Below are 26,351 nucleotides of genomic sequence, written 5' to 3'. Positions count from 1 at the left end.
AGCATATGAGATAGATCCGATCCGCCATTATGTGCAGATGGTCCAGCCACGGCTGAAGCACGATGTCGCGCCAGATGGCATCGGAGTTACCGAGATTTGTGCGGCGGACGGAAATGGGTGTTGGCGAGCAACACCCCCTTGAGCTTGCGCGCCATCCAGACGGGGCTATAACGGAGCCATGTTCAAACCTCGAGAAATTCTAATCCTGACCGGCACACCCGGCTCCGGAAAAACCACCGCCGCGCGCAGTCTGGTAGAGGTTCCCGGCTGTCCCAAGGTGCATCTTCATTCCGATGATTTCTGGCATTTCATCAAAGCCGGGTCGATTCCTCCCTGGAAACCCGAGGCACAGGAACAAAACGCCGTCGTCATGGAGGTGCTCGCCGGTGCTGCTTTGCGCTATGCCGAAGGAGGCTATTTCGTGCTGGTCGACGGCATTATCGGACCCTGGTTCCTTGCCGCCTTCCGGAATCTTGGTGCGAAACTGCACTACATCATTCTTCGTCCGGACCTGAACGAGGCGATCCGTCGGTGCCGCGAACGCGGTGGCGAAACCCTTTCGGACCCTGTGCCGATCACCGCCCTTCACCGGCAATTCGAGGACTTGGGAAGTTTGGCACACCACGTCTTGCCTGTCTCGGGAATGACGCCCGTACAAACATGCGAGGCTATCACGAACGCCGTCAAGGACGGCGCGTTCCGGTTACAAGGCCATTGACCGACGCGCTCGACGAGCAGGCCGCGGTTACCCACGGCCTAACGTCAAATAAAAGCCGCTGACCCTAGCCCGGCCAGCGCCAGCCCTGGATTTCCGGCATGTCCTCGCCGTATTCGCGGACATAGCGATGGTGCTCGTCGAGCTTGCCGTTAAGTTCGGCGACGACGCCCGCCGCCTTTTCCTTAAGCCCCGGAACCCGGGCGATCGCCTCCAGCGCCAGATGAAACCGATCGAGTTCGTTGAGCACCGTCATGTCGAATGGCGTGGTGGACATGCCCTCCTCGACGCCCTTGCCGACGCGGCTCGCCTTGCCATCGCGGATTTCGAACAGGCCGATCTTCACCGTCGAAGAACCGGCGTTGAAGGTGATGAGCAGTCCCGGTGCCGTCACGGTCGACCCTCCGTCCAATCACACATTGCACCTTGCGCCACCGGCGGTCGCCGCCGTGGCGCGAGGGCTATTTCAGGAACGCCCGGAAGCGGCGCATGGCAAAGGCAAAGAGAATGGCGCCGATCACCAGCAAGGCAAGAAGCTGCGGCCAGACCACGTCCAGACCGGCATCGCGAAACAGGACCGCCTGCGCCAGAATGACGAAGTGGGTGTTCGGCGCCGCCAGCATGATGGTCTGGATGATCTCGGGCATGCTTTCGCGCGGCGTCATGCCGCCCGAGAGCGCCTGCAACGGCAGAAGCACCAGCATCAAGAGTAGGCCGAACTGCGGCATCGAGCCTGCGATCGTGGCCAGCAGGATGCCCATCGACGTGGTGGCGAACAGTTGCAGGGCGGTTGCCAGCAGGAACAGCGCAAACGAACCCTGCACCGGGACGGCGAGCACGCCCTTGACGACGAACACCAGCGAGACCGCCGAGGCCAGCAGCACCACCAAACCCATCGACCAGACCTTGCTGACCATGATTTCGAATGGCGTTACCGGCATGACCAGCAGATGTTCTACTGTCCCATGCTCGCGCTCGCGGATGAGGGCAGCCCCCGTCAGCACGATCGACAGGATGGTGATATTGGTGATGACGTTCATCACCGCGCCGAACCAGCCTTTGTTCAGCTCGGCGTTGAACCGTGCGCGCAAAACCAGATCGACGGGCAGCGACTGTTCGCTGCGGTGGCGATCGAGGAAGCCGGAGACCTCGCCGGTGACGATCTGCTGGATATAGCCGTTGCCAGAGAAGGCCTGGCTCATGCGCGTCGCATCGACATTGAGCTGGATCGTCGGCGAGCGACCGGCCAAAAGATCCGTCTGGAAATTAGGCGGAATGTCGAGGGCGAAGGTGTCGAGGCCCTGGTCCATGCGGTGGTCCATTTCCGCCGGGGTGATCATCTGCGGGGGCACGAAATAGGGTGGATAGAAAGCGGTGGAGATCCGCGTCGAAACCGGCGACTGGTCCTCGTCGACGATGGCGATCGCCGCGCGGTTGAGCGTTTCCGGCATCGCCGTCGAGCCGGTATAGACCGACAGCGTGAAGGAATAGACGATCAGGATCAACAAGATCGGATCGCGCCAGAGCCCCCATAGCTCCTTGATGCCGAGATGGTAGATATGGGACAGGCGCATCGTCACCTCGCCTGCTTCTTGAGGGACAATGTGCCGATGGCCAGCAGCACCGGCACCGCGATCAGCATCGGCACGAAGGCGCCGGCGAGATCACCGAAGCCGAGCGCCTTGGAGAAGGTGCCGCGGGCAATCGTCATGAAGTGCGTCGTTGGGTAGATCTGGCCAATGAAAGCGCCGGCGCCTTCAAGCGACGAGACCGGGTCGATCATGCCGGAATACTGGATGGCCGGAATGAGCGTCAGGATCGCCGTGCCGAAGATCGCCGCGATCTGGCTCGACATGAAGGTGGAGATGACGAGCCCCATTGCCGTTGCCGCCGAGACATAGATCAGCCCCGCGACCGTCCAGGTCAGCAGGCTGCCGGTAAAAGGCACCCGGAAGACGAAGATCGCAAACGCCGTCAACAGCACGAAGTTGAGCATCGCCAGAGCGATATAGGGGATCTGCTTGCCGACCAGGAATTCCAGCCGGGTCACCGGCGAAACGTAAAGGTTGACGATCGAGCCCAATTCCTTCTCGCGCACGACGCTGAGTGCCGACAGCATGGCCGGGATCAGCATCAGCAACAGCGGGATGACTGCCGGAACCATGGCGACGATGCTCTTGACGTCAGGATTGTAGCGGAAGCGCGTCTCGATCTTGAACGTGCCGGCGGTTGCCGCATCGCCGTAGCGTTCGCGGATCTTGCCGGTCAGCCAATGGGCGTGCAGCCCCTGCACGTAGCCCTTGACCGTTTCGGCACGGCTGGCCATCGCGCCATCGATCCATGCGGCGATTTCGACCGTATCGCCACGGGCGGCGCGCCTGGCAAAACCCGGCGGGATCTCGATTGCGAGGCTGAGTTCGCCGTTGCGCATGCGCCGGTCCAAGTCCGCATAATCGGTGATCGGATCCTTCTCGATGAAGTAGCGCGAGCCGGCGATCTCGAGAATGTATTCGCGGCTGGTCGTCGTCTGATCATGATCGAGCACCGCGAAGGTCAGATCCTCGACATCCATGTTGATGCCGTAGCCGATGACGAACATCAGGATAACCGTGCCGATGGTCGCAAGCGTCGCCCGAATGGGGTCGCGAACCAGCTCCAGCGCCTCGCGGCGGGTATAGCTGAACATGCGCCCGATGTCGAAGAACCCTGACGTCGACGACGGTTTCTTTTCGACCTCCGGCGCGATTACCAGCTTCGACGGAGCGTGAGCCCTGACCACTGCAGGTGCCGCCTGTTTCGCCCCGGCGATCGCCTCTTCCAGATAGGCGATGAAGGCTTCTTCCAGCGTCGATGCCGAGCGGCTCTTCATGATGCCTGAAGGCGTATCGCTGACCAGCACCTTGCCCGCATGCATCAGCGACATGCGATCGCAGCGCATCGCCTCGTTCATGAAGTGGGTGGAGATGAAGATCGTCACCTGCTCGTTACGGGAGAGGTCGACGAGGATCTGCCAGAAACTGTCGCGCGCCACAGGGTCGACGCCTGACGTCGGCTCATCCAGAATGAGGATATCGGGCGAATGGATCAGGGCGACCGCAAGCGACAGCCGCTGGCGCACCCCGAGCGGCAAAGCGTCGGGCAGAGCCTCCATCACGCCAGACAGATCAAAGCGCTGCGCCAGCTCTTCGATCCGGCCAGGAATGGTGTCGGCCGCCATGCCGAAGAGCTTGGCGTGCAGCTCGAGGTTCTGCAGAACCGTAAGCTCTGTATAGAGGGAGAAGGCCTGCGACATGTAACCGACACGGTGGCGCACCTCCATGTCGCGCGGGTCGACCTCGCGTCCGAAGAGTTTCGCGGTGCCTTCGCTGGCCGCAAGCAGGCCCGTCAGCATCTTCATCGTCGTCGTCTTGCCGCAGCCGTTGGAGCCGAGGAATCCGAAGATCTCGCCGCGGCCGATGCGGAAGCTAACATTGTCGACCGCGACGAAATCGCCAAAGCGCATGGTGAGGTTGTTCGCCTCGATGGCGATATCCTCGCTTGCACCTTCCGGGCGCGCCGGAATGACGACGTCGTGATGCTCGCGCCGCAACTCCTCGGGAAGCAATGCGATGAAGGCGGCATCGAGCGTATCGACGCCGGTCTTTTCCAGCAGTTGGTCGGGCGTGCCCGTTGCCAGCACCCGGCCCGCATCCATTGCCACCAGCCAGTCGAAACGCGCCGCCTCTTCCATATAGGCAGTCGCGACGATGACGCTCATGCCCGGCCGCTCAGTGCGGATCTCGTCGATCAGTTCCCAGAACTGCCGTCGCGACAAGGGGTCCACCCCGGTGGTAGGCTCGTCGAGGATCAGCAGATCCGGATCGTGGATCAGCGCGCAGCAAAGCCCGAGCTTCTGCTTCATGCCGCCGGAAAGTTTGCCCGCAGGACGTTCCGCGAAGGGAGCAAGACCCGTGCTTTGAAGCAGGCTGGCGATCCGCCTCTCGCGTTCCTCGCGATCATGGCCGAACAGACGGCCGAAGAAGTCGACGTTCTCGAAAACAGAGAGCGTTGGATAAAGATTCTTGCCAAGGCCCTGCGGCATATAGGCAATGCGCGGGCAGGTCCGGCGGCGATGGCCGGCATCGGCGATGTCGCCGCCGAGCACCTCGACCCGTCCTGCCTGCACGGCCCGTGCGCCGGCAACAAGAGAGAGCAGGCTCGATTTCCCCACCCCGTCCGGTCCGATCAGGCCGGCCATGCAGCCGGACGGTATGTCGAGCGTCACGTCGTCCAGCGCCTTCGTCTTCCCATAGGAAAGCCTGACGGCATTCAGACGAACCACGGGCTCTGCCGGCGGCAAGCCGGCCCGGTCGGGATCTGCCATCACTGCACCAGCGTGCCGGTCTGGCTCGCCGGCCACTCCGCATTGGGATCGACCTTGACATAGGCGACGCCCGGAAGCCCAGTTTTCACCATGCGGATATATTTCTTCAGCAGTTCCTTCGGAATCTGTGCCTTGATGCGGAACGTCAGCTTTTGCCGCTCTTCGGCCGTCTCGACCGTCTTCGGCGTGAACTGCGCGACATCGGCGACATAGGATACCTTGGCGGGAATGATGTATTGCGGCGCGGCATCGAGCACCAGCCGGACCTCGCTGCCGATCGACAGGCGGCCGGCCTGGTCCGTCGGCAGGAAGAACGTCATGTAGACATCGCCGAGATCGACGAGATTGAGCACCCGGCCGCCGGCCGCCAGCACTTCGCCGGGCTGGACGACGCGATATTGGATGCGGCCGTCGCGCGGCGAAACAAGTGTGCTGTCGTTGATGTCGGCGACGATGCTCTCGACCGACGCCTTGGCTGCTTCGACCGAGGCTTCGGCATCGACGACTTGGGATTTCGCCGAATTGATCGCCGCATTCGAGGCGGCAAGCGAGGCTTCCGCAGCACTGGCAGCAGCTCGTGCGCCCTCTGCAGTCGCCCGGTCGTCGTCAAGCACCTGTTGCGAAACCGCGCTTGACTTCACCAGTTGTTCGGATCGGGCGAACCGCCTTTCGGCAGCGTCCAGTTGTGCCCGCCGTTGCGCCAGCACGGCCTCGGCTGCCGCCTTTTCCGCCTCGCGCTGGGTCACGAGATTCTTTGCAGCTTCGACGCCTATGATGGCACGCTGCTGCTGCGCTTCGGCCTGCCGCTTATGGGCCTCCAGTTGCACGGTATCCATCTGGGCGAGCACCTGACCGGCGGTAACGAAATCACCCTCGTCGACCAGGATCTCTTTGATTCTGCCCGGCGTTTTGGTCGAGATATCGATCTCGACAGCCTCAATGCGTCCGTTGCCGCTGGCGATCCCCTCAGGCAACGCATTGCGATCCAGGTTCTGCCAGGCGTAGTAGCCGCCGGCCAGGGCAAAAACGACCAGACCGATCACAAGCCAATTCTTCCGGGCTTTTTCCATTTCAGCGTCCCACCTTCAAATGTACACCACGACAATAGCCCGCGGCCACCCAAACACAACCGGGAATAGGTCGCACGCGATGAACCGTCACCGCGGCGTAAACAGATCGCTAAGACAAGCCCGAGCGATCACAGCCTTGCATTGACTCATGTCAATTCTCTCCTGCGACGGGTCATGATTTGACAAAAGACGGCGAGAAAAATCAAAAGTAAAATCCTGATATTGACATATGTCGATCCGCGTGTGATTTTTGTCGACATGGGTAGCGACCTAATCGCCATCGCAGCGTGGGAGGACACCATGCAACCGCTTTTGAAGGTTGAAGGACTGAAGAAATCATTTGGAGGCGTCGCCGCCTTGCGCGACGGCCGCCTCGAACTTCAGGCCGGCTCCGTTCACGCGCTTTGCGGCGGCAATGGCGCTGGGAAATCGACGTTTCTGTCGATCCTCATGGGCATCCAGCAGCGCGACGGCGGCACGATCTGGCGGCGCGGCAAGGAAGTCCGTTATGGCAACCCGGCCGAAGCGCTCGCCTCCGGTATCGCCATCATCGAACAGGAACTGAGCCCCGTCCCGCACATGACGGTGGCCGAAAACATCTATCTCGGCCGCGAGCCGTCCGGGCGCTTCAGCGGCATCGACTTCAAGAAGATGAACCAGGACGCCCAGCAGCTGCTGGATCGGCTCGAATTCGGCATCCGTGCCACCCAGACGATGATGACCCTTTCGGTCGCGCAGATGCAACTGGTCGAAATCGCCAAGGCTTTCAGCCACGACGCCGAGGTGATCTTCATGGACGAGCCGACATCGGCGATCGGCGAGAAGGAAGCGCAGCATCTCTTCGCCGCCGTCGCCCGTCTCAAGGCCGAAGGCAAGGGCGTCGTCTATGTCTCGCACCGGCTTTCCGAGATCTTCCAGATCGCCGATTCCTACACTGTCTTTCGCGACGGCGGTTATGTCGGCAGCGGCCTTCTCACCGAGATCGATCGTCCCGGCCTGATCAAGATGATCGTCGGGCGCGAACTCAGCGAGGAATATATCAAGACCAACGCCCCGACTGATGAGGTCGGCCTGGAGGTCTCGGGCCTGACGCTGCCGGGCAAGATCGAGGACATCTCGTTTTCGGTGCGCAAGGGCGAGATCTTCGGCATCTACGGGCTGATGGGCTCCGGCCGCACGGAGATCTTCAACTGCCTGTTCGGCCTCGACCGCCCTACGCAAGGCGACATCCGCCTCGAAGGCGAGCAGATCGCCGTCACGAAGCCGGCCGACGCGATGGCAAGCGGGATTGCCTTCGTCACCGAAGACAGGAAAGTCACCGGGCTCAACCTTGCAGGCAGCGTTCGCGGCAACATCTGCCTCGCAAGCCTTCCGGAGATGAGCCCGAGCTTTGTCATGAAGCGCCGGGACGAGGCCGCGGCAAGCGCCGAGATGATCGCCCGCTTCGGCATCAAGGCCGCGCGCGACACAATGCCGATTTCGGGCCTTTCGGGCGGAAACCAGCAGAAGGTGGTGCTCGGCAAATGGTTCCTGCGCCAGCCGAGATTGCTCTTGCTCGACGAGCCGACCCGCGGCGTCGACGTCGGGGCGAAGCGCGAGATCTACCGCATCATCTGTGACTTCACCGCGTCCGGCGGCACCGTCGTCATGATCTCCTCGGAGATCGACGAGGTGCTCGGAATGTCCGATCGCATCCTCGTCATGCGTCAGGGAAAGTCCGCCGGCATCTACGATCGCCGGGCGACGGACGCCCAGTCGCTCGTTCATCTGTCGACCTGAACCACCCGCGAGATCGACGCCAAAGGCGATTGTCCGACATCAAAGGGGCCTGAGAACCGTGTCCAACATTGAAAACAATTCATCCAGAAGCTGGTTCACCGCCGAAAACCGCGGCACGCTGATCCAGGAATACGGCATCTTTCTCGCCTTCCTGCTGCTGGCGTTCATCCTGTCGCTCTCCAACGAATACTTCCTGACGCCGGGCAACATCTCGAACGTGCTCCTGCAGACGTCGATCAACGGCGTGCTCGCCATCGGCATGACCTTCGTCATCCTGACGCGCGGCATCGACCTTTCCGTCGGCTCGGTGGTGGCGCTTGCCGGCATGGTGAGCGCCAGCTTCGCGACGACTTCGGCGACCGCAAGCGTTGCCGGTGCGCCCTACCCCCTCTTCGTCGCACTTGCGATCGGCATTCTCGTTGGCGTCGCCTGCGGCATCATCGTCGGCTTCATCGTCTCGCGCTTCTCGGTTCCGGCATTCGTCGCCACGCTCGGCATGCTCTCTGCAGCCCGCGGCATGACGCTGATCTATGGCGGCGGCAAGCCGGTGCCGGCACTGACGCCGGAATTCCGCTGGATCGGAACGGGCAGCATCCTCGGCATCCCGATGCCGGTCATCCTGCTGGCGATCGTCTTTCTCGCTTCCTGGTGGATCCTGACCCGCACGCGCTTCGGCCGCTACATCTACGCCGTCGGCGGCAACCCGCATGCGGCCAAGACCTCCGGCATCAACGTCACCCGCATTCGCTTCCTCGTCTACGTTATCTCCGGCGGCCTTTCGGGGCTTGCGGGCATGATGCTCTCGGCCAGAACAGGCTCCGCCCTGCCGCAGGCCGGCATCGCCTATGAGCTCGACGCGATCGCAGCGGTCGTGATCGGCGGCACCAGCCTTTCGGGCGGCGTCGGCCGGGTGACGGGAACGCTGATCGGCGCACTGATCATCGGCGTGATGAACAACGGCCTCGATCTGATGGGCATCCAATCCTACTACCAGCAGGTCCTCAAAGGCGCGCTGATCGTCGGCGCCGTGATGCTCGACCAGAAACGCAATCAGGGTCTCTGACCCCGACAAAATGGCCGCTTGGCGGCGGCCGTCAACCAATCCGTGCGCCATGAAGGCGGCGGAAACCACAAAATGGAGGAGTAGCATGAAGAAACTCGTGATCGCCCTGGCTTCCGCCACGGCCCTCTTCGCGTCGTCCGCCGTCGCGCAGGAAAAGCTCAAGATCGGTGCGGCACCCTACGGCCTCAACGCCGAATTCATGCAGATCTGGTCGGCGGCCCTCGAAGAGCACCCCGCCGTCAAGAGCGGCGAAGTCGAATTGACCGTGTTTGACGGCCGCTACGACGCACTGGTCCAGCAGGAGCAGTTCAACACGATGATCACGCAGAAGTTCAACGCGATCATCTTCGTGCCGATCGACATCGAAGCCGGCGCAACCGCCGTCCAGGCCGCCCATGACGCCGGTATCCCGGTGGTCGGTTCCAATACGCGCGTCAACTCCGACCTCTTGACCGCCTATGTCGGCTCCGACGACACCGTGTCCGGCTACATAGAAGCCAAGACCGTGCTCGACAAGATCGGCTGCAAGGGCAATGTCGTCATCATCGAGGGTCCGATCGGCCAATCGGCGCAGATCTCCCGCCTTGAGGGTAACAAGAAGGCGCTTGCCGAATGCCCTGACGTCAAGGTTCTCGAACAGCAGACGGCCAACTGGTCGCGCGCCGAAGCCCAGACCCTGATGGAAAACTGGCTGACGGCCCATTCAGGCCAGATCAACGGCGTCATCGGCCAGAACGACGAGATGGCGCTTGGCGCGATCGAAGCGATCAAGTCGGCCGGCCTCAAGGTGGACGGCTTCGCCATTGCCGGCATCGACGGCGTGACCGATGCTCTGACGGCCGTCAAGGAAGGCACGATGACCTCAATCCTGCAGGACGCCCGCGCGCAGGCGCAGGGCGCGCTGGACATCGCGATCTTCCAGGCGAGGAAGGGCGACTACAAGCCGCAATCCGACATCTGGGCGCAGTATCCGGACATGCCGTTCAACGACGGCAAGGGCAAGGAATACAACGTTCCGTGGACGCCGGTCACGACCGAAAACGTCGACAAGCTGCTCGAAGCCCGCAAGTAGCGCCACCACAGGCGGGGCGGCATGCCCGCCCCGCTTTCAAACCGCCGAGGGATCACGACATGACCGAGACCACACCCCAGATCGACCTCAATTTCCCGCTGACGGGCAAGGTTGCCCTTGTCACCGGCGGCGCCTCCGGCATCGGCGCGGCGATCGCCAGCGCTTTTGCCGCCAAGGGCGCGAAAGTTGCCGTGCTCGACATCAACGAGGATATCGCGCGCGCAAAAGCCGAGGCTCTCGGGAGTGATGCCAAACCCTTCGTCTGCGACGTTTCGGACGCAGCCTCGGTCAATGCGGCCGTCTCTAGCGTTGTCGCCGCTTTCGGTGGCATCGACATCGCCGTCAACAGCGCCGGCGTCGTGTTCCTGGCGCCTGCCGAAGAGCTGTCGCTCGACCACTGGGACAAGACGATCGCCATCAATCTGAAGGGCAGCTTCCTCGTCACGCAGGCCGTCGGCCGGGCGATGATCGCCGCCGGCAAGGGCGGCAAGATCATCAACCTCGCTTCACAGGCCGGCACCGTCGCGATCGAAGATCACGTCGCCTATTGCGCGTCGAAGTTCGGCGTCATTGGCATGTCGAAGACCTTTGCGGCCGAGTGGGGCAAACATGGCATCTCCGTCAACACCATCTCGCCGACCATCGTTCTGACAGAACTCGGCAAGAAGGCCTGGAGCGGCGAAAAAGGCGAAGCTGCCAAGAAGCGCATCCCTGTCGGCCGGTTCGCCTATCCCGAGGAGATCGCGGCCGCCGCCGTGTTCCTGTCGTCGGCGGGAGCCGACATGATCAACGGCGCCGATCTTCTGATCGACGGCGGCTACACAATTCTCTGACGAAGCACGACCCATCTACAGGAGACAGCATGCAAAGGTTCATAAACAATCCCGACGAGGTGGTCGAGGACACCGTCAAGGGCTTCGTCAAGGCTCACTCCGACATCGTACGCCTGGCTGACAATCCGCGCGTGATCGTCGCCAAGGGCGCGCCGGTCGCCGGCAAGGTCGGCGTCGTCACCGGCGGCGGCTCCGGTCACGAGCCTGCCTTCATCGGCTACACCGGCCGCAACATGCTGGACGCGGTCGCCGTCGGCGAGCTGTTCTCGTCGCCGACTGCCAAGAGCTTCCACGATGCCATCCGCGAAGCCAATGGCGGCAAGGGTGTCGTCTGCCTCTATGGCAACTACGCCGGCGACAACATGAACGTGAAGATGGCGATGAAGCTCGCCGCCAAGGACGGCATCGACGTTTTGACCGTCGTTGCCAATGATGATGTCTGCTCGGCACCGCCAGAGGAGCGCGAGAAGCGCCGCGGCGTGGCCGGCGAAATCTTCATGTGGAAGATCGGCGGCGCCAAGGCAGCGCAAGGTGCAAGCCTCGAGGACGTGCGCGCAACCGCGCAGAAGGCGATCGACAATTGCCGTTCGATCGGTGTCGGCCTTGGGCCCTGCACGCTTCCGGCGGTCGGCCATCCGAACTTTCAGATCGAGCCCGGCACAATGGAAGTCGGCATCGGTCACCACGGCGAACCGGGCGTGCGCGTCGAAGCGCTAAAAACCGCCGACGAAGTCGCCAAGGACATGTGCCAGATCGTGCTCGACGATCACAACCTCGCCTCGGGAACCGAGGTCGCGGTGCTGGTCTCCGGCCTCGGTGCCACACCGCTCAACGAGCTCTATATCCTGAACGACACGATCGAGAAGGAAATCACCGCTCGCGGTCTCCGCATCCACCGGACCTATATCGGCAACTATTTCACCTCGCTGGAGATGGTCGGCGCGACGCTGACCGTGCTGGCGCTCGACGACGAACTCAAGGCGCTCCTCGACGTCGAAGTTCGCTGCACCACCATCCTGTGACGAAAGAGGCGCATCATGCAGACGTTTAGCAACGCCAATTCAGGCGCGATCGTACTGTCGCTCGCAGAGCGCATCATCGAAAACCGCGCCCACTTAAGCGAAATCGACGGCAAGATCGGAGACGGCGACCACGGCGTCAACATGGCCAAGGGATTTGGCATGGCGGCCGACCGGCTAAAGGGCAAGGAAACGACCTTGTCCGAGGCGCTGGACACGCTCGGCACCGTGCTGATGACCGAGATCGGCGGGTCCATGGGCCCGCTCTATGGCGTGATGTTCACCGAGTTTGCCGAGAAGCTCGACGGCGTGCCGGCCATCGATGCGGCAGCTTATAGTCGCATGCTGCATGCCGGCCTGGAGGGCATCCAGTCGATCGGCTCGGCCAAGGTCGGCGACAAGACGCTGATCGACACGCTCGCTCCAGCCGTGGACGCCTTTGACGGCGCGACCGCCGATGGCAAGCCATTCGACGAGGCGCTCGATGCGCTGGTTGCCGCAGCGGAAGCCGGCCGCGATTCGACCCGCGATCTCGTCGCCAAGATCGGCCGGGCCAGCCGGCTCGGCGAGCGCTCGCTCGGCGTGCTCGACGCAGGTGCCACCTCCTGTGCGATCATCCTGAAGGAGCTTTCGCTCTGCGCTCGGGCGCGCCTCGCGTAATCCTTGACACCGGCGACGGCACGGGACCGTGGCGTCGCCGGAAAACGTTGCCTCCCAAGGCCGGCGCGATCCCGCTGAAAGCAGCGGGATCGCGCACCGCGACGACAGGAAATTCAGCAGGTCACACCGGTGGGCACCCGCAGCAAAATGCGTGGCGCGCCGAATCGACTGTATAAACTCGCTACTTCGATCGAGCCCGACCGAAGTAGCGGTGCTGTAAGGTTGCAAAAGCACGACGTTGCTTCCATGTTCACCAACCAAAACAGGGAACGAACGCAACCAGATGACATCGAAGACATCCTCACCACGCAAGGGCGGTGCAAGCAGGAGCAGCGCGACCGATACGTCGGATGCCATCCCCCTGCGCTATGGTGACGATCCCTATGTCTGGGCCTGCTGGCTTTACTACGAAGATGGAATGACCCAGGGCGAGATCGCCGATGCCATGGGCGTCTCCCGTGCGACTGTTAACAGCTACCTCGCCGAGGCCCGGGAGAAGGGCATCGTCAACATCTCGCTCGAGCCGGCGCGCCTTGCGTCGCTGACGATTGCCCAGGAACTCAAGCGCCATTTCGGCCTCGCCGACTGTCTCGTCGTTCCAAGCGACGACAATGCCCGGCCGTTGATCGACCGGCTCGGCGTCGCCGGCGCTCGCGCGCTGCAAAAGCTGGTGAAATCCGGCGACACGCTGGCTGTCTCCTGGGGGCGCACGGTGATGTCGGTCGGCGAGCATGCGGACGTGCACGCACTCCAGGACACGACCGTGGTGCAGGCGACCGGCGGCACCACGGCGGCGTTCTCCTATACCCCGGAACTCTGCGCCGCTTCGATCGCCCGCGCGGTTTCCGCGCGCTGCGTCGGCATCACCGCGCCGGCGATTGTCAAATCGCCGGAACTGCGCCAAATGCTGCTCGACGAGCCGCTGCTGCAGGAACAATTCGCCACGCTGGCGCAGGCGAACCGCATCCTCTTCGGCATTTCGTCGCTGCGCCCCAACTCGACCATCCACACCAGCGGCTTCTTCGAATCCGTCTCTCTGCAACATTATCTTGCAGCCGGCGCCGTTGGCGTCGTCGCCGGGCGGTTTATCGATGAGCGCGGACGCCCCGTCGCCGGACCGCTCGACGACAGGACGGTCGGCATTTCGCTCGAAATGCTGCGCCGGATCGGCACGCGCATTGCCGTTGCCGGCGGCTTCGACAAGGTGCCGGCCCTGCTTGCGGCGCTGCGCGGTGGCTACGTCAACGTGCTGATCACTGACGCGGCGACCGGTCACGGCATCCTCCGGGCCGATGGCGTCACCGGCCTCGATACGAGGATTTCCCAGCGACCGAAGGTTGCGCAGACGCCCAGTTCCTATCGCACCCACGTCAAGAAGTTCCTCAACAACCCCAATGAGGTCGTCGAGGAAATGCTCGACGGCGTCATCCGGGCACATCGCGATTACATCGAACCGATTAACGGCTCGCATCGCGCCCTCATCGCCAAATCAGGACCACGTCCGGGCAAGGTCGGCCTCGTCATCGGCGGCGGTACCGGACACGAACCCTGCTTTCTCGGCTATGTCGGCAAGGGGCTCGCCGACGCGGTGGCTGTCGGCAACATCTTCTCGTCGCCGCCGCCGGACCCGATCGTTCAATGCGCCGTCGCCGCATCGGGCGGCGAAGGCGTGCTTTTCGTCTACGGCAACTATGCCGGCGACGTGATGAACTTCGAAATGGCGGCCGAGATTGCCGAGGAAAAGGGCATCAAGGTCCGCACCGTGCTGACCACCGACGATATCGCCTCCTCACCGATCGAGGATCGCGAGGGTCGGCGCGGCGTTGCCGGCAACTTCTTCATCTTCAAGATCGCTGGTGCTGCCTGCGACCGGGGCCTTTCGCTCGACGCCTGCGAGGCCGTCACGCGCAAGGCGAACCTGCGCACCTATACGGTCGGCGTTGCACTCGAACCCTGCTCGATGCCGCAGACGCGGCGGCACAATTTCGAAATCGGCCCCGACGACATGGAAATCGGCATGGGCATCCATGGCGAGCCCGGGGTGACGCGCGAGCGCATCAAGCCGGCCGACGACATCACCGATGCGATCATGGACAACATCTTCAAGGAGATGAAGGCAACGGCCGGAGATCGCGTCGCCGTTCTCATCAATTCGTTTGGCGCGACGCCGCTGATGGAACTCTACATTCTCTACCGGCGCGTGGCGCAGCGCCTTGCCGCCAAGAACATAGAGATTGAAGCCAACTGGATCGGTCATTATTGCACATCACTCGACATGGTCGGCGCATCGATCTCGATCCTCCATCTCGACCAGGAACTGACCGAACTGCTGCATCACCCTTGCGAAACGGCTTTCCTGCGTATCAATTAGCATTCCGTCAGGGACCCATCATCAAGCATGGGCACCGGGCGTTCTGGGAGGACAGAGATGTCGGAAAATGCGGCGCGCCGCTTGGTCAGCATGTTTCAGGCGATATCCGAGGCGGTCGAAGCCGAGAAGGATCATCTGTCGGAGCTTGACGGCGCCATCGGCGATGCCGATCACGGCACCACGATGTCGCTCGGTTTCCTGGCGGTCAAGGCCGAACTGGCAAAGCTCGACCTCGACCAGACGCAGATCTCCGACGTCATGGCGACGGCGGCGGGCGCCTTTCTCAATGCCGTCGGCGCCTCGACCGGGCCGCTCTATGCCACGGCCTTTCGCCGCGCTGCACAGGCCGTCGCCGGCAAGACGGAACTCGATCTCGCCACCTGCGCCGCCATCATCGATGCCATGGGGTCCGGAATGCGCGAGCGCGGCAAGGGACAACGCGGCGACAAGACGATGCTTGACGCCTGGCTGCCGGCCGCCGATGCCGCCGCAGCAGCCCTTGCCGAGAACAAGGGAGCCGACGGATTCTGGCGCGATGTCGTCGCCTCGGCCGAGGCCGGCGCCAATGCGACGCGCTCGATGATCGCCACCAAGGGACGCGCCGCGCGGGTGCGCGAGCGTTCGCTCGGCCACGTCGATCCGGGAGCCGCCTCGTCCGTCGTCATTCTGCGCGCCATGGCGACATCGCTCAACTCGGCAGCCTAGCCGCCCTCGGCGAACGCACGACACCCGCTGCCTGGGGGGTAACGCCCACGTGATGCCGCTGTTTGGACAAAATTTACCATCACATGCCAAGGCTGGTGAGCAGTGGGGATGTCTGGCGTTCAAGTTTTATTGAACTGCCGGCAGACGAAAGCCAGCGGCAAGCGCTTGCAGCTAAAGCCGCGAGAGGTTTTATGGTCCGGTCGCCATTTCAAGGAGCCCGCATGCGGCGCATAACGAGACACCTTCTTTCCCTGTCGCCCGCAAACGCCGGCGATTTCCTGGGCAAGACGAAGCCCGCCCGGCACGCCGCCATGGCCGCGACGATCGCCATCGCCCTTTCCGGCTGCATGTCGGCCTTTGACGACGTTCGTGCGCCGCCGCCGATCCCGGCGAAGCTGATCGGCGCCATGGCCAAGAACGGCTCCAAGCCGGAAAGCCCGGTGCTCGTTCGGATCTTCAAGCAGGAAAGCGAACTCGAGATCTGGAAACAGAACAAATCCGGCCAGTACGCATTGCTGAAGACCTATCCGATGTGCCGCTGGTCAGGAAAGCTCGGGCCGAAGACCAAGGCCGGCGACCGCCAGGCGCCGGAGGGCTTCTACCATGTGTCTGCACGCATGCTTAATCCGAAGTCGCAATATTACCTGTCGTTCAATCTCGGCTATCCCAACCGGCTTGAGTCGGCGCTCGGCTACACCGGCGAGGCACTGATGGTGCATGGCGCCTGCTCTTCGTCCGGCTGCTACGCGTTGACGGACCAGGGGGTCGGCGAAATCTATCCCGTCGTCCAGCGCGCGCTCGCCGGCGGCCAGGGACAATTCCAGGTGCAGGCCTACCCGTTCCGCATGACGGCGGCGAACATGGCGAAACACAGCGGCGACCCGCACTTCAATTTCTGGAAAAACATCAAACAGGGCTACGACATCTTCGAAGCAACGAAGCGCCAGCCGAAGGTTTCGGTCTGCGGCGGTCGGTACGTCTTCAACACCGAATTTGCCAACGGCGAACCGACCGACCCGCTTGCCGCCTGCCCCGCGACGACCGTAACGCCGGATGCCGGGCTGATGGCAAGGCTGCAAACGGAAGACGCCAAGATCGCAGGGCTGGTCGCCAATCAGACACCCGCTCCGATGAACGCCTATGTCGACGGCGGCATGCATCCAAGCTTCCGGACGCTGCTCGAGAAAAACGGTGCGGAAAAGCTGGCCGCAAAGATCTCGGCCACTAAATACCCCATCAGCCGACCGGACGCGGCGCTGGCAGATCCCTATGCCGGCCTGTGATCGGTGGCGACGGGCGATGACAGCAAATGCGTCATTCTCCCGATGGTCATCGAACACAGGTAATTGAGGTTTTCCATGCCGCAACGTGACGTCTGTCGCCGATCCTTTCTCAAGCTTTCCGCCGGCATGGCGGCGCTCGGGCTGGCGGGGTGCGGCTCGACACGGGAGCGGGTTTCGCAGCAATACGCTCCCGAGCCGGAACTGATGCCGACCGCCAACACCTTTCTTTCCGAGATGTATGGCGAACGACCCTCAGAGCTCTATCCCCTGCCTGCGATCCCCTATGAGAAGATCGACCCCCGCTACTACAGGCAGATGGTTGCTGATCCGACGGGCGAACAGCCCGGCACACTGGTCGTCGATGTCGGCAACCATTTCCTCTACAGGATTTATGAAAACGGGCAGGCGATGCGCTACGGCGTCGGGCTCGGTCGCGCCGGCTTCGCCTGGGCCGGCCGCGGGGTCATCCAGTACAAGCGGCAGTGGCCGCGCTGGAAGCCACCGAACGAAATGGTCGCGCGTCAACCGGAACTGCAGCAGTACAGCATCGAAGCAGGCGGCATGGAGCCAGGGCTGAAAAACCCGCTCGGCGCCCGCGCCATGTATATCTTCCAGAACGGCGAAGACACGCTCTACCGCATCCACGGCTCGCCGGAGTGGTGGACCATCGGGCAGTCCGTATCATCCGGTTGCGTCCGCATGATCAACCAGGACGTCGTCGATCTCTATGATCGCGTCCCGAATGGCACGCCGATTGTAGTGACGGATCTCTCGAGCGGCGGGATGGCCGTGCAACAAACGCAGCCGCAGAACAGTCTCCTGCCCGGCGAAGGTGGCATTCCCGGCGCACCACCGCCGATTTATTGAGGCGGGCTAGGCCGATGTGGGAGCGCTGGGCGCTCCCACGGTCGAGAGCTGACCTCAAATGACGAGCAGCGGCGTCTTTCCGCGGACACGGTTGTAGAGATCGATCGCGTCCTGCTGCAGCATCCGGACGCAACCGGCCGAAGCGTTCTTGCCGATCGAGCGCCATTGCGGCGACCCATGGATGCGATAGAGCGTATCCTGGCCATCCTGGAAGATGTACATCGCCCGCGCGCCGAGCGGATTGCTGAGGCCCGGATCCATGCCGCCCGCCTCGATGCCGTATTTCTTCAAGTGCGGCTGGCGCGCGACCATGTCGTCCGGCACGGTCCAACGCGGCCACTTGCGCTTCCAATGCACAACGGCCCTGCCCTTCCAGGCGCGCCCCTGTGCGCCGAGGCCGACGCCGTAACGGATCGCCTTACCGCCGGGCAGCACCCAGTAGAGGTGCATCTTCTGCGTGTCGACGACGATCGAATAGGCCGGCTCGTTGGTCGCGTAGGCAACCTCCTGGCGCAGGAATTCCGGCTTGATCGCATCGAACTCGACCGCCGGAATGTCATAGCCCTCATCCTTTACCGGACCGTAGATCTTTGCGTAATCGAGCTTCGGCGCAGGCTCATCCTTGCTCTCAAGCTCGACCGGGGCCTTTTCCGGGGGTGTGATGACGTTCTTGTTGGCCTTGTCGGCGGCTTTTGCCTCGAGACCGGGTTTCGGGACCTGGGTGCAGGCGCTCAAAATAGAGCTTGCGACCACTGCAAGCAGCGATCGGCGGGACAATTGAAAAGACACTTTTTTATTCCGGGGTTGGGGATATGCGAGGAGAGAGTTGTGGCTGTTGGTCTCATTCGTGACCGAAATGTGGTCAAATCCGATCTCTTTCGTGGATGGTCCTCGCCAGCCCTTCGCGGTCGCAGCAGTGTTGCAAAATTCACTCGGTCCGGTGCGTGCGGGGAGCCTTTTTGACGGCGCAGGCGCCGCCATCGCACGGTCAGCTCGGAAGTTGCGTATCGCCCTCTGTCTAGGTGACTGCGTCTTTCTGCAGCACGCTTTCCGCCTCCCCCAAGCTCATGTCGAACACTTTTCTGCCGATCTCGAAGCCGAAGCCGTTGCGGGCGAATGCGGACAATTCCTTGGCCCTGCGCTTGTCTTCGAGTTCGCCGCGGCGAAAGGGGCCGAAACCACGCTTGCGGGCAAAGACGACGGCTGCGAACAGATCGTCGGTCGCCTCAAGCGCGACAGCTGCGGTTTCCCTGTCGATGCCCTTTACCGAGAGCTTCTGGGCAATGGCCCGTTTCGACTTTCCGCGGCGCACCGCCGATTGCGTGCTCAGCTGCGCATAGTCGGCATCATTCAGGGCATTGAGATCATAGGCGAACTTGACCGCGAATTCGGCCACGGCTTTCAGCTGCTCCTGACTTATATCCTCGAACTTCTGTCGCGCCTTTCTGGTGATGGCGTCGAACAATTGCTTCTCCGTCATCATCTGGCGCTCAAGACGATAGACCGCAGAATTGCGCGCCCAGGACAACATGCGCACGGTCGGCGCGTCAGGGGGCGGCGTGTCGGAAGGCGCCGCTTCGAAGGGCGAATTGTCGGCTTGCAGATCGCTTGATGTCACGGGGCGGGCGGGCTCGTTTGCAGTGGGCTTGATAGCGAGGGTGCCCTCAGAGATAACGGCAAACAGACGGCTTCGATAGTCGGGCACATCGGATTGATCGCGAAACGGCCGGCTCGCGCGCCGGGCGAGCGTTGGCGCAACATGATGCACGCGCGCTTTTGGGCGTCCATCGAAGTGATGCCGTGACGGAGCCGGATCTCGCTGGAATGGGATTGCAATACGAAAACTTCCTTGTTACATCCATACAATTGGTAGGCTACCAACCAATATTTTCTGAGTGATGCACTCGACCATCTCAAACACAAAGGAACGACAGATATGGCGATCACTCAACGGACCCGACATCTCGGTGCTTTCTTCGCAAACGCCTCATGTCCGCGGGCACGCGCTCCGGTATCGGAAAACCGCTTCATCGCTTCGTTCACAGTGAGCGGCATCGTTGCCAGGAGAAACCGAAAGCCATGACGGATGGCCAGACAATCCTCATCGTCGGTGGCTACGGCCATGTCGGCACCCGTATCGCACGGCGCCTGATCGACCGGAACATCGGCGCGGTTGTCATTGCCGGCAGGAATGTCGCCAAAGCCGGACAAGCCGCCGCAAGATTGGGCTGCTCGGCGCGCGCCGTCGATCTGTCTGATCCTGCCCGCTGGGAGCATGCCCTTGCCGACATCGACATGGTCGTGGTCTGCATCGATCAGGACGAGGCTGCCTTTGCGTCCTTCATCCTCTCCCGTGGACTTGTCTATATCGATGTGACCGCCAGCGATGCCTTCTTCCAAAAAGTGGAGCGACTGGAGAAACTGGCGAGGGAGAACCACGGCTGCGCCATTCTATCTGTCGGCTTCGCGCCGGGCCTTACTAATCTGATGGTCAAGGCCTGCGCCGCGCGGTTGGATCAAGTGAGCAAGGCAACCATCGGCATCATGCTCGGGCTTGGCGACGATCACGGTCCCGCAGCGATCGCCTGGACGCTCAACAGGATCGTTGATGCCGAGCAGCCTCCCGAGGTCGCCGAGCTTCCGTTTGGACTGAAGGCAAAGAAACACCCGGCACTGGCCTTCGACTTCGCCGACCAGCATGTCCTGCGTCGCACGCTCGCGGTCGTCGATACCGCGACCTATCTCACCTTCGATTCCGCCGCGATCAGTCGTCTGGCCTTTCTCGTACTGCCCCTGTTGCGTGGCCGTTTGGCATGGGTGCCGGCCCTGACCAGTCTCTTGTCCCGGGTACGCTTAGGATCCAAACGTGCGGCACTCTCGATCACCGTGTCCGGCAGCCGCAACGGCGCGCCGCGTGCCGTCACTGCCCTCTACGAGGGGCAGCGCGAAGCCGAGATCACCGCTGAAGTCGCAGCCCTCACCATCGAGCACATGCTGTCCGATCGGCCCGCCGCCGGCATCCATCATCTGGAAACACTGATGAACATCGACAACATCGCCGCACAGCTTCGCGACGAGGGTGGCATGATCGATTTCAGCGAGAGCTCTTGCTGCCCGCCGTTTGTCGGCTAGAAAACGATCGAGGAAAGAGAGGCAATGGTCAAACCGGACAATACCACCCGCCAGCGTATTCTGGATGCGGCGCTCGGTATCATCGAAACGCAGGGCATGAAGGCACTGACACAGCCGAAGATCGCCAAGGCGACAGGGCTGCGCCAATCGCACCTGACCTATTATTTTCCGCGAAAGGCCGACCTGTTCATCGCCCTGCTCGAAGCATCCCACAACCGCGCCGCACAGCGGGCACCGGCGCATGAACCGTCACTCGAGGACATGCTGTCGCATTTGCTGTTCAATCGCGAGCGCATGCGCTTTCTCCTGGCGATCATGCTCGAAGTGGATGAAGACCGTGAACTGCAGGCGGTGCTGCACGGCCACCTGGCCGAACTTGCGCACGTCGTCGCGGCCCGGCTCAGCCGGCCCGCCGACGCCGCGGCCGTACGGTCCTTCGTCGACGAGCTGCGCGGTATCGGCCTTCGCCATCTCAGCGACCCGGCAGCCGGCGAACTTCCCTCGATCCGCGCGGTGGCCGAGCGGCACGGGCTCTCGATCGCGCGTTGAGGAGCGAATGCTGCGTTTGCGCCCGCCGCCCTCCTGCCATGCCCGGTCTATGCGCGGAATCCGATGGCGTCGTCCAACCATTGCCAATGAGGCCTTTGCAATATGATCCCCGGCTGATATGTTCCTTATTCGTTCCCCGCCATGAATCGCTCATCTTGAGCGCGGGGATGCCTCGGCATCGCCCGCAGGGCCGGGCAATCGACGCCGGCGCGCGGCGCAAGGGGTAGAATCGGCAGAGACTTACCGGGGACTTCGGCGTGGCGGCGGCCTATCTGGAAAAATTGAATGATCGACAGCGCGATGCCGTCGAATTTGGCGTAACCGCACCGGGCGAAACGATCGCAGGGCCGCTCCTGATTATTGCAGGCGCCGGATCGGGCAAGACGAACACGCTCGCCCATCGCGTTGCCCACCTCATCGTCAACGGCGCCGACCCCCGCCGCATCCTGTTGATGACGTTTTCGCGCCGTGCCGCCTCCGAAATGGCCCGAAGGGTCGAGCGCATATGCGCCCAGGTGCTTGGCGCAAACGCCAGTGTTGCCACTGACGCGCTCACCTGGGCCGGCACATTCCACGGCATCGGGGCGCGGCTGCTGCGGATCTATGCCGAGCAGATCGGGTTGAATGTCGATTTCACGATCCATGACCGTGAAGACAGTGCTGATCTCATGAACCTTGTCCGGCATGAGTTGGGCCTCTCAAAGACCGAGAGCCGGTTCCCGACCAAGGGCACCTGCCTTTCGATCTATTCGCGGGCGGTCAACTCCGAGACGCCGCTCGCCGAGGTGTTGCGCGCCCATTATCCCTGGGTCTCCGGTTGGGAGGAGCAGTTGAAGCAGCTGTTTTCCTGTTATGTCGAAGCAAAGCAGACGCAGAACGTGCTCGATTACGACGACCTGCTGCTCTACTGGGCGCAGACTGTCAGCGTTCCGGAACTCGCCGAGGATATCGGCAACCGTTTCGACCATGTGCTGGTCGACGAATATCAGGATACCAACCGGCTTCAATCATCCGTGCTGATGGCCTTGAAGCCGGGCGGCAGGGGCCTGACGGTTGTCGGCGACGATGCCCAGTCGATCTATTCGTTCCGGGCGGCGACAGTGCGCAACATTCTGGATTTTCCGGGCGAGTTCACGCCGCCGGCGGACGTCATCACGCTCGATCGAAACTATCGCTCCACCCAGACGATTCTGGCCGCCGCCAACGGCGTCATCGATCTCGCCCGCGAACGCTTCACCAAGAACCTCTGGACCGAGCGCCAGTCGGCGGAACGGCCGAAACTTCTGGCGGTCGCCGATGAAGCCGACCAGGCGCGCTACATCGTCGAGAAGGTGCTGGAGAACCGGGAGATAGGGATGACGCTGAAGCAGCAGGCGGTGCTGTTTCGCTCATCGAACCACAGCGGGCCACTCGAGGTGGAACTGACCCGACGCAATATCCCCTTCGTGAAATTCGGTGGGCTGAAGTTCCTCGACAGCGCCCATGTCAAGGACATGCTGGCAGTGCTCAGGTTTGCGCAGAACCCGAGGGATCGGGTCGCCGGCTTTCGCCTGCTGCACATGATACCGGGCGTCGGCCCGCAGACCGCCGGCAAGATCCTTGACGCGATCGCCGCAGATCCGGAGCCGCTGGCAGCACTTGCGGAAATCCCCGCCCCGCCGCGCTCCGGCGACAACTGGAGGGCTTTCGTGACGCTGATCGAAGGGCTGCGCAAACAGGCGGGCGGCTGGCCGGGCGAAATCGCCCAGGCGCGCGAATGGTACGAGCCGCATCTCGACCGCATCCACGAGGACGCGGACACCAGAAAGGCCGACCTCCTGCAATTGGAGCAGATCGCCGGTGGTTATCCGAGCCGGGAACGCTTCCTCACCGAACTGACGCTCGATCCGCCGGATGCGACCAGCGACCAGGCTGGCGTGCCGCTGCTCGACGAGGACTACCTGATCCTTTCGACGATCCATTCGGCCAAGGGGCAGGAATGGCGCTCGGTGTTCATGCTCAATGTCGTCGACGGCTGCATCCCCTCCGATCTTGGCGTTGGTACCACGCACGAGATCGAGGAGGAACGCCGGCTGCTTTATGTCGGCATGACGCGGGCAAAGGACAGCCTGACGCTGATAACCCCGCAACGGTTCTTCACGAGCGGCCAGCATGCGCAGGGCGATCGCCACGTCTACGCCGCGCGGACACGCTTCATCCCAGCAACGCTGCTGCAGTTCTTCGAGACGGCATCCTGGCCGCTGGTCAGCGCCGCCGCCTCCGAGCGCAGCGCCAGGCAGATCCGCATCGATGTCGGCGCCCGCATGCGGACCATGTGGAAGTAAGGAGCGGCACGTGGCCGAGCCTAGCGACACCGAGATCGGAAGACAGCCTGCGGCCGATGTCGCGGACGCGGAGCGGCAGCGCAAGATCATTCATATCGACATGGATGCCTTCTACGCATCGGTCGAACAGCGCGACAATCCGGAGCTGCGCGGCAAGCCGGTGGCCGTCGGCGGCGCGGCGGCGCGTGGCGTTGTCGCCGCGGCAAGTTACGAGGCGCGGAAATATGGCGTTCATTCCGCCATGCCGTCCGTCACGGCGAAACGAAAATGCCCTGACCTCATCTTCGTCAAACCGCGCTTCGACGTCTATCGCGCCGTATCGCAACAGATCCGCGAGATTTTCGCCGAATATACGCCTGTCATCGAACCCCTGTCGCTCGACGAGGCATATCTCGACGTGACCGACAATCTGAAGGGCATGGAGATCGCCACCGAGATCGCCGAGGAAATCCGCGCGAAGATCAAGGCAACGACGAACCTGACGGCCTCGGCCGGGATCAGCTACAACAAGTTCCTCGCCAAGATGGCGAGCGACCAGCGAAAACCGGACGGCCTGTTCGTCATTACGCCGAAGAACGGACCGGCTTTTGTCGAGGCGCTCCCGGTGAAGAAGTTTCATGGCGTCGGGCCGGCGACGGCCGAGCGGATGAAGCGGCTGGGCATCGAAACCGGCTTCGACCTGCGGCAGCAGACCCTGGCGTTCCTGCAGGAGCATTTCGGCAAATCCGGCCCTTATTTCTACGGCATCGCCCGCGGCATCGACGAACGGCGCGTGCAGCCTGACCGGGTGCGCAAATCGGTTGGCGCGGAAGACACCTTCGTCGAGGATATCTTCGACTTCGAACCGGCATGCGCCGAGCTGCTGCCGTTGGTCGACAAGGTCTGGCGCTATTGCGAGGCGCAAGGGATGAGCGGCAAGACAGTGACCGTCAAAGTGAAGTACTCGGACTTTACACAGGCGACGCGCAGCAGAACGCTCGGCGCACCGGTCGGTGGGGCTGCCGAGGTGCTGGAGATCGCAGTTTCGCTGCTGACATCGGTCCATCCGTTCAAGCGTGGTGTGCGCTTGCTTGGCGTTACCCTGTCATCCCTGGGTGGCAATGACGAGGAACCACGCCCGCAGCTGGAACTTTCTTTCTGAAGATCGGTCTGTACCAAAAGAAAAAAGCCTGCCGCGGGAGGAGGTGCGGCAGGCCTTTAAAGGGATTGAATGGCAACCGGGAGGAGGAGTGTCGCCATTCCGGCAAGCGCTCGTTGGGAGGAGGAGAAAGCGCTTGCATCATCGAAGTCCTGCGGGAGGAGATGCATCGCTTCGATGAGTTGACTATACAAGAAACCGCCCGACTTCGTAGATCTGACTTCGCAGACCAGCCATGCACTCAGCGCCGGTCAGGCGGCTCAGCGAGCCTTGAAGCGGTCGAATGCCGTCAGCCGCATCATAGGCGGATCGGCCTCGCTCCAGCGATAGATTTCGGTTCTGAGATAACGAAGTTCTTCCTCCAGCCCCTCTTCGCCGATCTCGATCCACCAGGATTTCGGGCGCCCGTCGCTGCCGTCGGACCAGCGATACCCGCGCCCCTTCAGGTGGTCCTTCATTTCGAAAGGGCTGTTTTCCGCATAAAGGCGGACGCGCGATCGCTGGCTGGCCGCGTAGAGTTCGGCAAACGGTGTCTGCTGCGGCTGATCGGCGGGGCCGGCAATCACCTCAAGCAGGGCAAAGCAGTCGTCGACGGCGCGATGGCCGTCGTGGAAATACCCCGCCTGACCGATGAGGTAGCCGAGTTTCGTGCCCTCGAAGCCCCGGTCGCTCCAACCGATCTCCGACACAGAGCACGCCCAGGCCTTCTTCTCGAAGATCGGCGAGAAGGCTTCGCAAAACGGCCTGTCGAACCCGGCATTGTGGGCGATGATCAGATCGGCGCGTTCGATGATCCCCTGAAGCCGAACAAGGTCGATCGTCTCGCCGGCGACCATGTCATCGGTAATCCCGGTGATACGCGTGATTTCGGCAGGAATGGGGCCGCTCGGCTGCCGCAGACCGCCGTAGACGTCGATGACGTCACCGAGGGCCCCATGCGCGTCGAAGGTGAACGCGACGACGCCGATCTCGATGATCTCGTCCTTGCGATGATTGAGGCCCGTGGTTTCGGTGTCAAGGATGACGCCGACGAGCGGAAACTCCGCCCTGGGCTCGGCAACCACAGGACGCGCCTCAAGTTTCTGCAGAACGCGGTAGCGACCCGTCGCTTCGAGATGATCGACCATGGCCCCGGCGCTCATGCCTGAAGCCGCGCGTGCGGACGCGCGCTTGGAGCGTGTCCCCTTCTCGTCCGGATCGGACGAAACAAACATGTCGTACTGCAATGCCATCAGCCCTTCTCCCGGAACTTTTGGTGAAAGGGAAGACCGAGCGCCCATCGCGCCATCACTTTCCCGCTCTGTCAACAGACCTATGGCGAGAGGGCCGGATTCAACCGGGGAAAACCTGTCGTCGGGCCGCAATGCGGCAGGTGGGGATGCCTCGCCTCACTTTGACGAGGAGAGGC

The 26,351-nt window shown here is 62.5% G+C and carries 21 protein-coding genes and 1 pseudogene; 15 read left to right on the top strand and 7 right to left on the bottom strand.

Annotation, left to right across the window (positions count from 1 at the left end; translation table 11 throughout):
* Positions 1-178 precede the first annotated feature (178 nt).
* Entirely contained in the window at positions 179-718 is a 540-nt protein-coding gene (locus ABIE33_RS13710; RefSeq protein ID WP_429125747.1) for an AAA family ATPase, read from the top strand.
* Positions 719-782: 64 nt separating this feature from the next.
* Here the strand turns inward: ABIE33_RS13710 and ABIE33_RS13705 are convergent.
* The 4 genes and pseudogenes from ABIE33_RS13705 to ABIE33_RS13690 all read right to left on the bottom strand — a co-directional run.
* Positions 783-1,004, bottom strand: a pseudogene (locus ABIE33_RS13705) (hypothetical protein); the annotation flags it as partial.
* 172 nt (positions 1,005-1,176) lie between these two features.
* On the bottom strand, positions 1,177-2,289 hold the full coding sequence (locus ABIE33_RS13700) for an ABC transporter permease (RefSeq protein WP_429125746.1): 1,113 nt from the start codon (positions 2,287-2,289) through the stop codon (positions 1,177-1,179).
* A 2-nt stretch (positions 2,290-2,291) separates the two neighbouring features.
* Positions 2,292-5,078: a ribosome-associated ATPase/putative transporter RbbA gene (rbbA, locus tag ABIE33_RS13695; protein WP_429125744.1), complete on the bottom strand. Its 2,787-nt coding sequence runs from the start codon at positions 5,076-5,078 to the stop codon at positions 2,292-2,294.
* The gene (locus ABIE33_RS13690) at positions 5,078-6,148 is read right to left on the bottom strand and encodes an HlyD family secretion protein (RefSeq protein ID WP_429125743.1); all 1,071 of its coding nucleotides are present in this window, start codon (positions 6,146-6,148) and stop codon (positions 5,078-5,080) included. Before ABIE33_RS13690 ends, rbbA begins: the two co-directional genes overlap by 1 nt.
* 300 nt (positions 6,149-6,448) lie before the next feature.
* Here ABIE33_RS13690 and ABIE33_RS13685 point away from each other — a divergent pair, with 300 nt between their 5' ends.
* The 10 genes from ABIE33_RS13685 (at position 6,449) to ABIE33_RS13640 (ending at position 17,800) form a co-directional block, all read left to right on the top strand.
* The gene (locus tag ABIE33_RS13685; RefSeq protein ID WP_429125741.1) at positions 6,449-7,927 is read left to right on the top strand and encodes a sugar ABC transporter ATP-binding protein; all 1,479 of its coding nucleotides are present in this window, start codon (positions 6,449-6,451) and stop codon (positions 7,925-7,927) included.
* 58 nt (positions 7,928-7,985) lie between these two features.
* Complete coding sequence (locus ABIE33_RS13680; RefSeq protein WP_429125740.1) at positions 7,986-8,990, top strand: ABC transporter permease; 1,005 nt, start codon at positions 7,986-7,988, stop codon at positions 8,988-8,990.
* A gap of 85 nt (positions 8,991-9,075) precedes the next feature.
* Positions 9,076-10,062 (top strand): substrate-binding domain-containing protein, encoded by a 987-nt coding sequence (locus tag ABIE33_RS13675; RefSeq protein WP_429125739.1) that lies wholly within the window; start codon positions 9,076-9,078, stop codon positions 10,060-10,062.
* A 59-nt stretch (positions 10,063-10,121) separates the two neighbouring features.
* Positions 10,122-10,895: an SDR family oxidoreductase gene (locus tag ABIE33_RS13670; RefSeq protein WP_429125737.1), complete on the top strand. Its 774-nt coding sequence runs from the start codon at positions 10,122-10,124 to the stop codon at positions 10,893-10,895.
* A 29-nt stretch (positions 10,896-10,924) separates the two neighbouring features.
* On the top strand, positions 10,925-11,917 hold the full coding sequence (locus tag ABIE33_RS13665) for a dihydroxyacetone kinase subunit DhaK (RefSeq protein ID WP_429125735.1): 993 nt from the start codon (positions 10,925-10,927) through the stop codon (positions 11,915-11,917).
* 15 nt (positions 11,918-11,932) lie between these two features.
* Positions 11,933-12,574, top strand: coding sequence for a dihydroxyacetone kinase subunit DhaL (dhaL, locus tag ABIE33_RS13660; protein WP_429125733.1), 642 nt, complete (start codon positions 11,933-11,935; stop codon positions 12,572-12,574).
* Between the two features lie 283 nt (positions 12,575-12,857).
* On the top strand, positions 12,858-14,945 hold the full coding sequence (locus tag ABIE33_RS13655; RefSeq protein WP_429125731.1) for a bifunctional sugar-binding transcriptional regulator/dihydroxyacetone kinase subunit DhaK: 2,088 nt from the start codon (positions 12,858-12,860) through the stop codon (positions 14,943-14,945).
* Positions 14,946-15,002: 57 nt separating this feature from the next.
* A complete protein-coding gene (gene dhaL, locus ABIE33_RS13650; protein WP_429125729.1) occupies positions 15,003-15,650 on the top strand; it encodes a dihydroxyacetone kinase subunit DhaL in 648 nt (215 codons plus the stop codon).
* A 311-nt stretch (positions 15,651-15,961) separates the two neighbouring features.
* Positions 15,962-16,933 (top strand): L,D-transpeptidase family protein, encoded by a 972-nt coding sequence (locus ABIE33_RS13645; RefSeq protein ID WP_429125978.1) that lies wholly within the window; start codon positions 15,962-15,964, stop codon positions 16,931-16,933.
* A gap of 75 nt (positions 16,934-17,008) precedes the next feature.
* A complete protein-coding gene (locus tag ABIE33_RS13640) occupies positions 17,009-17,800 on the top strand; it encodes a L,D-transpeptidase family protein (protein WP_429125727.1) in 792 nt (263 codons plus the stop codon).
* Positions 17,801-17,854: 54 nt separating this feature from the next.
* Here the strand turns inward: ABIE33_RS13640 and ABIE33_RS13635 are convergent, their stop codons facing one another.
* Positions 17,855-18,589, bottom strand: coding sequence for a L,D-transpeptidase (locus ABIE33_RS13635; protein WP_429125725.1), 735 nt, complete (start codon positions 18,587-18,589; stop codon positions 17,855-17,857).
* Positions 18,590-18,818: 229 nt separating this feature from the next.
* Positions 18,819-19,403, bottom strand: a complete 585-nt coding sequence (gene recX / locus ABIE33_RS13630) for a recombination regulator RecX (RefSeq protein WP_429125976.1) — start codon at positions 19,401-19,403, stop codon at positions 18,819-18,821.
* A 476-nt stretch (positions 19,404-19,879) separates the two neighbouring features.
* Here recX and ABIE33_RS13625 point away from each other — a divergent pair, with 476 nt between their 5' ends.
* From ABIE33_RS13625 to dinB, 4 genes are all read left to right on the top strand, one after another.
* Positions 19,880-20,932 (top strand): NAD-binding protein, encoded by a 1,053-nt coding sequence (locus tag ABIE33_RS13625; RefSeq protein WP_429125723.1) that lies wholly within the window; start codon positions 19,880-19,882, stop codon positions 20,930-20,932.
* 24 nt (positions 20,933-20,956) lie between these two features.
* On the top strand, positions 20,957-21,481 hold the full coding sequence (locus tag ABIE33_RS13620) for a TetR/AcrR family transcriptional regulator (RefSeq protein ID WP_429125721.1): 525 nt from the start codon (positions 20,957-20,959) through the stop codon (positions 21,479-21,481).
* A 257-nt stretch (positions 21,482-21,738) separates the two neighbouring features.
* A complete protein-coding gene (locus ABIE33_RS13615; RefSeq protein WP_429125719.1) occupies positions 21,739-23,805 on the top strand; it encodes an ATP-dependent helicase in 2,067 nt (688 codons plus the stop codon).
* 100 nt (positions 23,806-23,905) lie between these two features.
* Complete coding sequence (gene dinB, locus ABIE33_RS13610) at positions 23,906-24,946, top strand: DNA polymerase IV (protein ID WP_429125974.1); 1,041 nt, start codon at positions 23,906-23,908, stop codon at positions 24,944-24,946.
* Positions 24,947-25,203: 257 nt separating this feature from the next.
* Here the strand turns inward: dinB and ABIE33_RS13605 are convergent, their stop codons facing one another.
* Positions 25,204-26,175 (bottom strand): 3'-5' exonuclease, encoded by a 972-nt coding sequence (locus ABIE33_RS13605; RefSeq protein WP_429125717.1) that lies wholly within the window; start codon positions 26,173-26,175, stop codon positions 25,204-25,206.
* Between the last annotated feature and the right edge of the window lie 176 nt (positions 26,176-26,351).

Source organism: Ensifer sp. 4252, from assembly GCF_050434565.1.
Taxonomy (GTDB): domain Bacteria; phylum Pseudomonadota; class Alphaproteobacteria; order Rhizobiales; family Rhizobiaceae; genus Ensifer.
This window is presented reverse-complemented; position numbering and strand designations above follow the sequence as displayed.

What these genes read in the sequence shown, in the direction of transcription:
- ABIE33_RS13690 (WP_429125743.1), bottom strand. Translation starts at nt 6,148, where the DNA reads ATGGAAAAAGCCCGGAAGAATTGGCTTGTGATCGGTCTGGTCGTTTTT.
- ABIE33_RS13710 (WP_429125747.1), top strand. Translation starts at nt 179, where the DNA reads ATGTTCAAACCTCGAGAAATTCTAATCCTGACCGGCACACCCGGCTCC.
- ABIE33_RS13670 (WP_429125737.1), top strand. Translation starts at nt 10,122, where the DNA reads ATGACCGAGACCACACCCCAGATCGACCTCAATTTCCCGCTGACGGGC.
- ABIE33_RS13700 (WP_429125746.1), bottom strand. Translation starts at nt 2,289, where the DNA reads ATGCGCCTGTCCCATATCTACCATCTCGGCATCAAGGAGCTATGGGGG.
- ABIE33_RS13675 (WP_429125739.1), top strand. Translation starts at nt 9,076, where the DNA reads ATGAAGAAACTCGTGATCGCCCTGGCTTCCGCCACGGCCCTCTTCGCG.
- ABIE33_RS13620 (WP_429125721.1), top strand. Translation starts at nt 20,957, where the DNA reads ATGGTCAAACCGGACAATACCACCCGCCAGCGTATTCTGGATGCGGCG.
- rbbA (WP_429125744.1), bottom strand. Translation starts at nt 5,078, where the DNA reads ATGGCAGATCCCGACCGGGCCGGCTTGCCGCCGGCAGAGCCCGTGGTT.
- ABIE33_RS13685 (WP_429125741.1), top strand. Translation starts at nt 6,449, where the DNA reads ATGCAACCGCTTTTGAAGGTTGAAGGACTGAAGAAATCATTTGGAGGC.
- ABIE33_RS13665 (WP_429125735.1), top strand. Translation starts at nt 10,925, where the DNA reads ATGCAAAGGTTCATAAACAATCCCGACGAGGTGGTCGAGGACACCGTC.
- ABIE33_RS13640 (WP_429125727.1), top strand. Translation starts at nt 17,009, where the DNA reads ATGCCGCAACGTGACGTCTGTCGCCGATCCTTTCTCAAGCTTTCCGCC.
- dinB (WP_429125974.1), top strand. Translation starts at nt 23,906, where the DNA reads ATGGATGCCTTCTACGCATCGGTCGAACAGCGCGACAATCCGGAGCTG.
- dhaL (WP_429125733.1), top strand. Translation starts at nt 11,933, where the DNA reads ATGCAGACGTTTAGCAACGCCAATTCAGGCGCGATCGTACTGTCGCTC.
- ABIE33_RS13645 (WP_429125978.1), top strand. Translation starts at nt 15,962, where the DNA reads ATGGCCGCGACGATCGCCATCGCCCTTTCCGGCTGCATGTCGGCCTTT.
- ABIE33_RS13605 (WP_429125717.1), bottom strand. Translation starts at nt 26,175, where the DNA reads ATGGCATTGCAGTACGACATGTTTGTTTCGTCCGATCCGGACGAGAAG.
- ABIE33_RS13655 (WP_429125731.1), top strand. Translation starts at nt 12,858, where the DNA reads ATGACATCGAAGACATCCTCACCACGCAAGGGCGGTGCAAGCAGGAGC.
- ABIE33_RS13625 (WP_429125723.1), top strand. Translation starts at nt 19,880, where the DNA reads ATGACGGATGGCCAGACAATCCTCATCGTCGGTGGCTACGGCCATGTC.
- dhaL (WP_429125729.1), top strand. Translation starts at nt 15,003, where the DNA reads ATGTCGGAAAATGCGGCGCGCCGCTTGGTCAGCATGTTTCAGGCGATA.